The 10,755-nt window shown below is 72.4% G+C and carries 8 protein-coding genes; 5 read left to right on the forward strand and 3 right to left on the reverse strand.

All coding sequences use genetic code 11. The annotated features are described in order from the left end of the window. The 5 genes from AB1460_RS38460 to AB1460_RS33305 all read left to right on the forward strand — a co-directional run. On the forward strand, window positions 1–603 hold a 603-nt coding region (locus tag AB1460_RS38460; protein ID WP_420497436.1), incomplete at its 5' end, for a PHP domain-containing protein. Beyond that, window positions 600–2,789 carry an OB-fold nucleic acid binding domain-containing protein gene (locus tag AB1460_RS33290; RefSeq protein WP_420497437.1) on the forward strand — a complete coding sequence of 730 codons (2,190 nt, stop codon included), beginning with the start codon at window positions 600–602 and terminating at the stop codon, window positions 2,787–2,789. The genes AB1460_RS38460 and AB1460_RS33290, both read left to right, overlap by 4 nt. An 86-nt stretch (window positions 2,790–2,875) precedes the next feature. Beyond that, window positions 2,876–3,076 (forward strand): hypothetical protein, encoded by a 201-nt coding sequence (locus AB1460_RS33295; RefSeq protein WP_368966210.1) that lies wholly within the window; start codon window positions 2,876–2,878, stop codon window positions 3,074–3,076. A 7-nt stretch (window positions 3,077–3,083) separates the two neighbouring features. After that, window positions 3,084–4,307, forward strand: coding sequence for a DNA polymerase IV (gene dinB, locus AB1460_RS33300; protein ID WP_368966211.1), 1,224 nt, complete (start codon window positions 3,084–3,086; stop codon window positions 4,305–4,307). Between the two features lie 208 nt (window positions 4,308–4,515). After that, on the forward strand, window positions 4,516–4,944 hold the full coding sequence (locus tag AB1460_RS33305; RefSeq protein WP_368966213.1) for a DUF3040 domain-containing protein: 429 nt from the start codon (window positions 4,516–4,518) through the stop codon (window positions 4,942–4,944). A 118-nt stretch (window positions 4,945–5,062) separates the two neighbouring features. Here AB1460_RS33305 and AB1460_RS33310 read toward each other — a convergent pair whose 3' ends face one another. Genes AB1460_RS33310 through AB1460_RS33320 form a run of 3 tightly spaced genes read right to left on the reverse strand, consistent with a single transcriptional unit; the run spans window position 5,063 to window position 10,407 of the window. Next, window positions 5,063–7,621 carry a transglutaminaseTgpA domain-containing protein gene (locus tag AB1460_RS33310; protein WP_368966214.1) on the reverse strand — a complete coding sequence of 853 codons (2,559 nt, stop codon included), beginning with the start codon at window positions 7,619–7,621 and terminating at the stop codon, window positions 5,063–5,065. Then, the gene (locus AB1460_RS33315) at window positions 7,615–9,372 is read right to left on the reverse strand and encodes a DUF58 domain-containing protein (RefSeq protein ID WP_368966215.1); all 1,758 of its coding nucleotides are present in this window, start codon (window positions 9,370–9,372) and stop codon (window positions 7,615–7,617) included. Before AB1460_RS33315 ends, AB1460_RS33310 begins: the two co-directional genes overlap by 7 nt. A gap of 6 nt (window positions 9,373–9,378) precedes the next feature. Continuing rightward, entirely contained in the window at window positions 9,379–10,407 is a 1,029-nt protein-coding gene (locus AB1460_RS33320) for an AAA family ATPase (RefSeq protein ID WP_018635001.1), read from the reverse strand. Between the last annotated feature and the right edge of the window lie 348 nt (window positions 10,408–10,755).

A 10,755-nucleotide genomic window follows, 5' to 3' on the forward strand; every position in this document is an offset into this window, starting at 1 on the left:
CCGGCGCCACGCGGCGGGACACCGGACCCCGAGTCGACCCACCTGGTCATCCTTGCCCGCGACGCCGAGGGGTACCGCCGGCTGTCCCGGGCGGTGTCCGACGCCCACCTGGCAGGCGGTCAGAAGGGCGTCCTGATCGCGGAGCCGGAGGCGTTCGCGGCTGCCAGCGGCGGGCACTGGCAGATCCTCACCGGCTGCCGCAAGGGCCTGGTCCCGCGGGCACTCGCCACGGGGAGCCCGACTCCGGGCTCCCCGCCGGCCCTGGGCGGGGAGAGGAGAGCCCCGGCACCCGGCGGCGGAGGTTTCACCGGAATGGCGGCGGCCCGCTCCGCCCTCGACGAGCTGGTCGCACTCTTCGGCCGGGAGAACGTGGCGGTCGAGCTGTGGGACCACGCGGCCCCGCTCGACTCCACCCGCAACGACGCCCTCGCGGCGCTCGCCCGGGACGCCGGGCTGCCGGACTTCCCGGTTCCCGCCGGGCACGACGAGGCGAGCTGGCTGCGGCTGCTGACCATGCAGGGAGCCGCCCGCCGGTACGGGCCACCGCACGCCGAACGGGTCGCGGGTGCGCCTACGACCAGCTCGTCCACGAGCTCAGGATGATCGAGCAGCTGGGCTTCCCGGGCTACTTCCTGATTGTCCACGACATTGTCGAGTTCTGCCGGAACAACAACATTCTCTGCCAGGGTCGGGGCTCGGCGGCGAACTCGGCGGTCTGTTACGCCCTGGGTATCACCAACGTCGACGCGGTGTCCTTCGGCCTGCTGTTCGAGCGTTTTCTCGCACCGGAAAGGGGCGGCCCGCCGGATATCGATGTCGACATCGAGTCGGGGCGCCGGGAGGAGGTCATCCAGTACGTCTACGGCAGCTACGGCCGGTACCGGGCCGCCCAGGTGGCCAATGTGATCACCTATCGCCCGTGGTCCGCGGTCCGCGACGTCGCACGAGCCCTCGGCTACTCACCCGGTCAGCAGGACGCCTGGTCACGGCAGATCGAGCGGCGGATCCCACCGCCCGCGGGCCCGGCCGGGGCAGCCGGCAACCGGGCCGGGTCAGGCACCGATCCCGATCCGGGCACCACCGATCCCGAGGCGTCCGGTGGCCAGGAGTGGGCGGCGGGCGGCGGGCGGGCAGCGGGCGGCCGGCGGGCAGCGGGGCGCGGTATCGCCACCGACCCCTCGGCGGGAATCCCCGCCGAGGTGCTGGACCTGGCACACCAGCTGCTCGGGTTCCCCCGGCACCTGGGAATCCACTCGGCCGGGCTGGTCAAGTTCGACCTGCTGGGGCTGGGCATGCTGTCGATGCTGCACGGCGCCTTCGACCTCGTTCGCGACCACCACGGCCGGGACCTCGACCTCGGCTCGATACCGCCGGAGGACCCGGCGGTCTACGACATGCTGTGCGCGGCGGACTCCATCGGGGTCTTCCAGGTGGAGAGCCGCGCGCAGATGTCGACGTTGCCCCGGCTGCGCCCGCGGCGGTTCTATGACCTGGTCGTAGAGGTCGCGCTCATCCGCCCGGGGCCCATCCAGGGCGGGTCGGTGCATCCGTACATCCGGCGTCGCAACGGCGCCGAGGGCGTGGTCTACCCGCATCCGCTGCTGCGGCGCTCGCTGGAGAAGACGCTCGGGGTGCCGCTGTTCCAGGAGCAGTTCATGCAGATGGCGATCGACGTCGCGGACTTCACCCCCGCCGAGGCCGACCAGCTCCGGCGGGCCATGGGCGCCAAACGGGCCACCGAGCGCATCGACAGACTACGGGCCCGGCTCTACGCGGGGATGGCCGCGAACGGGATCGTCGGCGCGGCGGCCGACGACCTCTACGCCAAACTCGCGGCCTTCGCGAACTTCGGTTTCCCGGAAAGTCATTCCGTGAGCTTTGCCTTTCTCGTCTACGCCAGCTCCTGGATCAAACTGTATTATCCCGCCGTGTTCTGTGCCGCGTTGCTGAACGCGCAGCCGATGGGTTTCTACTCGCCGCAGAGCCTGGTCGCGGATGCTCGCCGGCACGGGATCGTCGTGCACGGCCCGGACCTCGACCTCTCCGCGGTGGGCGCGCGGCTGACCGGTTCGCCGGCGGCCGTCCGGCTCGGTCTGGCGGGGGTTCGCCGGCTCGGTGACGCACCCGCCGGGCGGATCGTGGCCGAACGCGACGCGCACGGTCCCTACCAGGACATAAGTGATCTGGTCCGCCGGGTCGGTCTGCGGGCCGAGCAGATCGAGGCCCTGGCGACGGCCGGGGCCTTCAACGGGTTCGGGTTGGCCCGGCGGGAGGCGCTGTGGGCCGCGGGGGCTGTCACCCAGACCCGGCCGGACCGGCTTGAAGGCATGGTGTTCGGCGCCGACGTGTCGGCGGTGGCGGCGCTGCTTCCCGGGATGAACGAGGCGGAGACCGTGGTCGCCGACCTCTGGGCCACCGGGACCACCCCGGGCTGCTATCCGACCGAGATCGTCCGCGATCTGCTGGACGAGCTGGGAGTCGTCGTCGCGCGGCGGTTGCGGGACCTCGAGTCGGGTCGGCGGGTGCTGGTCGCCGGGGTGGTGACGCACCGGCAGTGCCCCTCCACCGCGGGCGGGACGACCTTCATGAGCCTCGAGGACGAGACCGGGCTGGCCAACGTGATCTGTTCTCGTGGGGTGTGGGCCAGGTACCGGTCGACAGCGAGATCGGCGGCGGCGTTGATCGTGCGCGGGCGGCTGGAGAGCGCGCAGGGTGTGGTGAACGCGATCGCCGCGAGCCTGCGGGTGCTGCCACTCGCGGTGGGCGCGCGGTCGAGGGACTTCAGATGACGACACAGCCCTTGCGCGTAACCAGGAAGGCAGTCACTATCAGTTACTTTCAAGGTTGGGGTGAATACTGAGAGTGGTGATGCCTGATGGTCATCGCTGGTGCCGGCGTCGAGGAGCACGCAGGGCGGACGGGCGCGCCGCCGCAGCCGCCCATGGTGCGGCGGGACGCCGAGGGGCAGCAGAACCCCAGGGTGCGACAGCGCAACGCCTGGCTCAGGCGGCTGGCCGGGCTCTCGGCCGGCAGCCTCGTCGCCGGTCTGATCATCGGCCTCCGGCTCCCGCGGTAGGGGCATCGTGACAACGGGCCCGCCTCGGGAGGCGGGGAGCCACATCCTGCATGTCGACATGGACGCGTTCTTCGCCTCGGTCGCGGTCCGCGACACCCCCGAGCTGCGAGGGCGCCCGGTGATCGTCGGTGGGGGAACGCGGGGCGTGGTGCTGTCCGCGACCTACGAGGCCCGCGCCTTCGGAGTGCGCAGCGCCATGCCGATGGCGCGAGCGCGCCGGATGTGCCCGACGGCCGTCGTCGTGCCCGCGGATCACGGCCGGTACCGCGAGGCCTCCCGTGCGATCATGGGCGTGTTCCGGGACGTCACCCCGCTGGTGGCCCCGATCTCGCTGGACGAGGCCTTCCTCGATGTGAGCGGGGGGCGGCGGCTGTTCGGGGAGCCCGTGGAGATCGCGCGGGGAATCCGGGCCAGGATCGCCGCCGAGCAGGGCCTGACCTGCTCTGTCGGGGTCGCGCCGTCGATGTTCGTGGCGAAGATCGCGTCGGCCCGCTGCAAGCCCGACGGGCTGCTGGCCGTACCGCCCGAGGGGGTGCTCTCCTTCCTGCACCCGCTGCCGGTCGCAGCGCTGTGGGGGGTGGGGCCGCGCACCGAGGAGACGCTGACCAGACTCGGGCTGCGCACCATCGGCGACATCGCACGGACACCCGCGGACACGTTGCAGCGGGCACTCGGGAGGGGCTCGGCCGATCACATGATCGCGCTGGCGCACGGGCGGGACGAGCGCCGGGTCGATCCGGACGGCGCTGAGGTGTCCCTCGGCGCCGAGGAGACCTTTCCCGCCGACCTGGCTGACCCGGAGCGGCTCGACCGTGAGTTCCTGCGGCTCAGCGAGCGGGTCGGCGGCCGGCTACGGGCCCGCGGCCAGGTCGCCCGCAACATCTCGATCAAAGTCCGTTATGCGGACTTCACCACCGTGACCCGCGCCCGGACACTCCCCGAACCGACCGACGTCACCTGGATGATCTACCGGTCCGCCCGGGAGCTGTTCGCGGAGCTGCGGGGCGATGCCCGTCCGCTGATCCGCCTGGTCGGTGTGCGCGCGTCGCGGCTGGCCGCTGCCACGCGCGGCGGGCGCCAGCTGGCCTTCGACGAACGGCCCGCCGGTTGGGCGGAGGTCGACCGGGCCACCGACGGGGCACGCGGCAGGTTCGGGGAGGCGTCCGTCCGGCCCGCGTCCCTGCTGCCCGGCCGAGCCCGGCAACCGCCGCCACGGGCGGGTCCCGGATGATCACAGAAATCCATGATCGTAGGATGAGCGTGGCATGAACGACGGTGGCCCGGGCAAGAGCCCAGTACGCCGAATCGCTCTGGTCGGGGACGGTTCGGGCCGGCTTGGACACAGCATGACCAGTTGCCTACCGCCTCGGCCCCGCACATGCCTATTCTTGGGTGTCAGGTTCCGTCCGGCGGGCCTGAAGGTCGTGGGAGGAGCGTCGATGCCGCTCTCGGAGAACGAGCAGCGCCTACTGGAGCAGATCGAGCGCGCTCTCGTCGAGGACGATCCGAAGTTCGCGAGTACGGTCCGATCGACCAATCCCCGGACCTACCTGCTCAGGCGGGTCCGGCGTAGCGGGGGGCTGTTCCTCCTCGGTCTCGTGGTCCTCGTCGTGGGAGTGGTCATCAACCAGGGGCCCCTTACGGTGGCCCTCGGGATCCTGGGGTTCGTCACCATGCTCTTCGCCGCCCTGCGCGGCGCGGCGGACCTGCGGAGGATGAGTGGCCGCGGGCAGGAGTCGGGGCGTCGCCCACCCGGGGCGAGGGGCAGATCGAGCTCCGGTGGGAAGACGCGCCAGCCGCGGTCGTCGTCGTCGTTCATGGAGCGGGTCGAGGAGCGGTGGCGCCGCCGCTGGGAGGACAACTCCTGAGCTGAGCCCCCGGCGCCGGTCCGACGGACAGTGGTCCGACGAACGATGTGCCGGGGGTCCGATTCGTCAGAGGCCGATCCGGCGGGCTCGACGGGCGTCGTGTTCGCGCACCCAGGTCCTAGGCCCGCCTTTCGGCGGCGGATTCTGCAGCGGTGCCGCTGAGGGCCAGGTCGTCCTTCGCGGTACCGGAGCGTCGGCGCCGCACCCAGTCGGTGACCTGGCGGACCTGGATCCCCTCGATCCGCCGCAGCATGGAAGGCGGGGCGACGAGTGCCAGGGCCCGCTGGCTGCGCGGGGTCACCGACCACAGCACCCGGCGCACCAGGGTCAGATCGTCCAGCAGGGACGGATCCGGGATGTAGGTGCCTGGCGGGGCATAGCGGGCCTGCTCCTGCGCCGTGGCCAGTCGGATGAGCGCCTGGCTGGCCGCGTTGACCTCGGCAGATTCCTCCTCGGGACCGGCCTCGAGGTAAGTGATCAGCCGCTGCACTCCAGACCGCGGTGAATCGCTCCTGTGCAGCCGGATCCTCAGATCGGCGGCCACGTCGACCAGCTCCGCCCAGGCCGCGTCGACCTGGGCCACCGCCGCCGCGTTCATGATCGTGTCGGCGTCCTCCGCGCCCGGTGCACCCGTCCCGGTGAAGGCGGCGTTCGGCCGAGGGACGCGAGTGGTCCGGCGCCGCCGGGAAGGGGACATCCGGCGCTGACTGACGGGAGACATGCGGCGTCGCCGCAGGAGGAGCCGGGTCAGCGCCGGGATGCTGAACAGGCCGAGCACGCCGAGCCCCACCAGGACCCACACGAGCCAGGCCGACACGAGCCAGTCCGGGATGGCCCCGCCGTTCTCGGCGTCCTCCGGTGCCGCCTCCGCCTCCATGGCCGGATCCTGCCCGGCGGCGTCCGGCTCGGCCGGAACCGGCGTCACGACCGGGACCGGAGCGACCTCGGTCTCCACGGCGGGTTCGCCCTCGGCGGAGGCGTCCGGCCCGGTGGGCTCGTCGGTCGACGGTGCGTAGGCGGGCGCCGGGGTCGTGCCGTCCCCCCGCTTGGTCGGCTCGAACGGGATCCAGCCGAGGGTCGGGAACCAGACCTCGGGCCAGGCATGGGCCTGCTTGTTCGTGATCAGCCAGGTGCCGTCGTTCTGCAGCATGCCGTGGGTGAAGCCGATCGCCACCCGGGACGGCAGCCCGAGCAGCCGCACCAGGACGGCCATCGCGGAGGCGAACTGCTCGCAGTACCCGCGCCGGCTGGTGAACAGGAAGTCCGCGAGGGCACCTTCCCGCACGGTGGGCGCACCGCTCAGGTCGTAGGTGAACGCCGGCCCACGCAGGAAGTTCTGGATCTCGACGACCTTGTCGTAGTCCGAGTCGACACCCTCGGTGATCTCGGCGAGCAGCCCGGGCAGCCGCGAGTCGAGGGACGCCGGCAGTGCGGTGACGACGTCCATCGAGGCGGGCCGGGGCCCGCGGGCCGCGCTGATCTCCTCGGGTGTCGGGGCGGGGATCTGCGCGTGGACGGTGTAGTCCTGGCCGGAGGTGGAGGTGCGGGTGGAGAAGATGGTGCCGGTCGGGTTGGCGAGCCGCCAGTCGCCCTCCAGCCCGGTGAACCTGGTGGGGATGCCCGGGACGGGCAGGTACCGTTCCGCCATCTCGGGGCTGACGGACACCTCGGTGACCGCCGGGATGGTCCGGATGTCCTCCTCGGGGCCGGGCAGGGTTCGGTCCACCCGGGCGTCCTTGGTCGCGTTCAGCGCCCGCAGGGTGAAGCGCTGACCGTCGAAGTTCTCCAGCGCGGTGAGGCGCAGGTTCTGCGGGGTCTCGGTGGTCACCCGCAGCAGCGGCAGGTCGCGCTCGTCGTGGATCTGCTGGAACAGGGAGACGATCGGCTGGATGACGCTCGCGGAGTTGCGCCCCGAGCCGGAACCGGACCCGCCGTTCGCGGAGATCACACCCTTGCCGTCCAACGACGGCAGCACCAGGGGAAGGAGGGACGCGATGACCAGGGACCCGGCGGCGATCTGGACGCCGAGTGCGGCGAGGCCGCTGCTGATGGCCCTGGCGGGGCGGTCGCCCACCGGACGGCCCCATCGGGTCACCATCCGCCGGCCGTCCAGGAGCATCAGCGCCACGAAGCCGACGGCGCCGAGGATGAACGGCAGCGTGCCCACGCCCGCGGGGAGGACGGTGGCCGGGACGAGGAACACGGCGAGCAGCGGGATACCGGCCAGGGCCGGCCGGTCCGCGACGACGACGAGCAGGTCGACGGCCATGGCGACGACGTAGGTGGCCACCAGCACCAGCACGACCAGACCAGGGCGTTCCGGGACGGGTACCGCGAGCTCCCGCACCTCGTCCATGGTCGGGTCGACGAGGTCGGCCAGCGCCGTCGCCGTGCCCGGAGTGGGGATCAGTCCGAGGATGGCGGTGTCCCGGGCGCCGATCGCTGTCACGGCCACCGCGAGACCGATCAGGCTCGCGCTGAAGCCGGTGAGCGCCGGCAGGCGGAGACTCCGGCCGATCAGCCGCCCCAGCACCGCGGTTCCGACCGCCACCACTGTCGCGATCAGCACTGGCCGGAACCACCAGAGGATTCCCTCGAACAGCGGTGCCAGTGCCGTGCTGGCCAGCAGGCAGGCCAGCCCGCCGAGCGCCGCCGCGACCGGGCGGGGGCTCAGCATCCCCTGCCCGCGGGCGCGGTCGGGCCGCCGGTGACGGTCGCGGGTGCGGGCGGCTCGTGCGGTGAGCCGGGGCGGTACAGCGGACCGGTCGGGGCAGGCTGCGACGGCGGGGTCCGCTGTTCCGGGTCGGCGGGCCGTGGGGCGCGGCGGGTCCGTCGCCCGCCCTTGTCCGCGGGTCCCGCGCCGGCCCCGTTCGTGCCGGCCCCGTTCGCGCCTGAACCGTGCGCGCCTGAGCCGTTCGGGCTGGTGCCGTTCACGGAGCCGTTGTCGCGAGGGATCCCGGCGGTGGAACCGGCTGACCTGCCCCGTCGAGGCGAGTCCGCCGGAGCTGATCCGGCGGAGGCCGCGGCCGCGGCCGGGCCGGAGCTGCCGTGCCTCGGGGGCTCCGGCCCGGCAGCAGCGGTCGAGGGCACATGGGGTGCCCGGCTCGCGCCGCCCACCCCCGCGCCATCGAGGCCGCGGGTGCCGGCACGATGTGCGCCGGGGCTGCCGAGGTGGTGCTGCCCGTTGGCCGCTCCCGGCCGGAAGATCGCGGGCCAGGTGTCCGCGAGGCGGGTGGTGCGGTCGGCGACCAGGACCGTCCAGCCGTTCCTGGACAGCACGCTCCGGGACAGTTCGATGTCGGAGCTGACCGTGGGGGCGTCCGCACCGTCGCCGTAGGCGGTGTCGACCAGGACGGCGATGGCGGGCGCGTTCCGCGGTCGCGCGCCGGCGACGAGGGAGGCTGTAGCCTGGTCGGTGCGGCCGAGGACCGCGACGACCAGGCCGGAGTGCTCCGCGGACCGCAGCAGTGCCAGCGCCGGGTTCAGCGCCGTCACGGGAGCCGGCATGATCACCGCGAGTTGGTCGAGCAGCGCGCCGACGGCGTTGCCGGGCCCGGTCGCGGCGACCCGGGAGTCGGTGATCAGCCGGACGCCGTAGCCACTGCGCGCGAGGTTCACCGCGATGGAGCCGGCGGCGCTGACCGCCCGGGAGAACGGGTCGTCCGGGTGGTCGCTCTGGGGCCAGGCCCCGGCCCGGGTGTCGAGGAGCACGGCGGCGGCGCCGGTGAGCGGCCGCTCGTCCCGGCGCACCACGAGCTCGCCGAGCCGAGCCGTGTGCTTCCAGTGCACCTTGCGCAGGTCGTCGCCGGAGCGGTAGGGCCTGGTACTGGACTCCTCGTCGCCGATTCTGACCGTGGCGCGGCGCACCTTGTTGTTCAGGGCGGACAGCCCGACGGGGGGCACCAGGGGCAGGCGTTCCAGCGCGGGCGCGACGGTGAGGTCGTCCTTGCTGCGGAAGCTGCGCTCCAGCTCGCACAGGCCGAACGGGTCGGTGAGCCGAATCGTCAGCGGGCCGACCTGGTAACGGCCGCGGGCCTCGGCACGCATGGAGTACGACAGGTCCCGGGAGCCGCCCGGCTCGATCCGGTCGACCACGAAGCGGGCCCGGTGGCCGAGATGGGGGGTGACGTCCTCGACACGCAGCACGGACGACCGCAGCCGGGAGACGTTGTCGAGCCTGATCCGCACCGAGACCGTGTCACCGGCGGTCACCCGGCCGGGCTCCAGCCGGCGGGTACAGGCCAGCCGATAGCGCGTCCGCGCGACAGCGGCGGCCGCCAGCAGAGGCAGCCCGGCGAGCAGGAGGGCCACCGCGATCAGGTCCTGTTCGCCGATCACGACGGCCGCCACCACGCTGGCGCCGCCGGCGGCGAGGAACGCGCAGCCCCGCACTGTCAGCCCGCGCACCGCGGAGAGATAGTCGCGCACGTGTTTCTAACGCCCGCGGCGGGTCGGGCGTGCCGAGGCCGACCGGGCGACCGGCACCCGCGCGATCAGATCTGACACGATCCGCGCGGCGATGTCGTTCGTCGGCTCGCCTGACAACGTGATCTCGGGATGGAGCAGCAGCCGGTGTGAGAGGACGTCGCTGGCCAACGCCTGGACGTCGTCCGGGAGCACGTAGCCGCGCCGGTCCATGGCGGCGTGGGCTCGAGCGGTGCGAATGAGGTGCAGCGCCGCCCGAGGTGAAGCGCCAAGTGTGATCTCCGGGTGTCTCCGGGTGGCTCCAACCAGGTCGACGATGTACTGCCGGACCTCGTCCGAGACGTGCACGGCGCGGACCACCCGGGCCAGCTTCGCCACCTCGGCGGCGTTGGTCACCGGCACGACGCCGGTCAGCGGGTCGGAGCGCCCGTGGTTGTCGAGCATCGCCAGCTCGGCGGTGGGTGACGGGTAGCCCATCGAGACCCGGGCGATGAAGCGGTCGCGCTGTGCCTCCGGCAGGGCGCGGGTGCCGTCCATCTCGATCGGGTTCTGGGTGGCGATCACCATGAACGGTGCCTCGAGGCGGTAGGTGACCCCGTCCACCGTGACCTGGTGCTCCTCCATGCACTCCAGGAGCGCCGACTGGGCCTTCGGCTCCGCCCGGTTGATCTCGTCGCCGACGACGATGTTGGCGAACACCGGGCCGGGCCGGAACTCGAAGTCGCGGGTGCCCTGGTTGTAGACGCTCACCCCGGTGACGTCGCTGGGCAGCAGGTCCGGTGTGAACTGGATCCGGCGGACACGGGCATCGATCGACCGGGCGAGCGCCTTGGCCAGCATCGTCTTGCCGACACCGGGCACGTCCTCGATCAGGAGGTGGCCCTCGGCGAACAGCACGACCAGCGCGGTGTGGATCACGTCCGACTTGCCGTCGATCACGGTCTCCGCCGAGCGCCGGATGCGGTCGGCCACCTCGTAGAGATGGTCGATGTCGGCCGCGGGGGCATGCCAGTGCAGAACTCCCGGCTCCGTCGCCACGGTGTCGGCCTCCTCTGGATCTCTCGTCCCGGTCGCCGCCCCGTTACGGGGATGTTGTCCCGCGGCGTCCCTGCTCGTCTCGCGGGGGTCCCGGAGCCGTCTGGACATGATCGCGACGCGCCGTGTTGCCCCTTCAGTGTGACATCCGTTCGGGGGCGGCCGGAGGGGCTGGCGCTCGATCGTCCCCGACAGAGGGGTGGGCAGGGGAGGGCTGATGCGCCCGGACGGTGCCAGGATGCGCATTCACGGCATTTGTCGGACGCGTTCTGTCGTCTATCAATCATCTTTCGGCCGCTTTATACCACCTTCGGATCGATTGCTAGGGCTGGAGCCGGTCCGGAGTGGGGC

Source organism: Parafrankia sp. FMc2 (assembly GCF_041008525.1).
In the GTDB taxonomy this organism is placed as follows: Bacteria; Actinomycetota; Actinomycetes; order Frankiales; family Frankiaceae; genus Parafrankia.

Bases quoted from the DNA above. Each gene is read 5' to 3' on its own strand.
- AB1460_RS33290 (WP_420497437.1), top strand. From the start codon at position 600: ATGATCGAGCAGCTGGGCTTCCCGGGCTACTTCCTGATTGTCCACGAC.
- AB1460_RS33295 (WP_368966210.1), top strand. From the start codon at position 2,876: ATGGTCATCGCTGGTGCCGGCGTCGAGGAGCACGCAGGGCGGACGGGC.
- AB1460_RS33305 (WP_368966213.1), top strand. From the start codon at position 4,516: ATGCCGCTCTCGGAGAACGAGCAGCGCCTACTGGAGCAGATCGAGCGC.
- AB1460_RS33310 (WP_368966214.1), bottom strand. From the start codon at position 7,621: ATGCTGAGCCCCCGCCCGGTCGCGGCGGCGCTCGGCGGGCTGGCCTGC.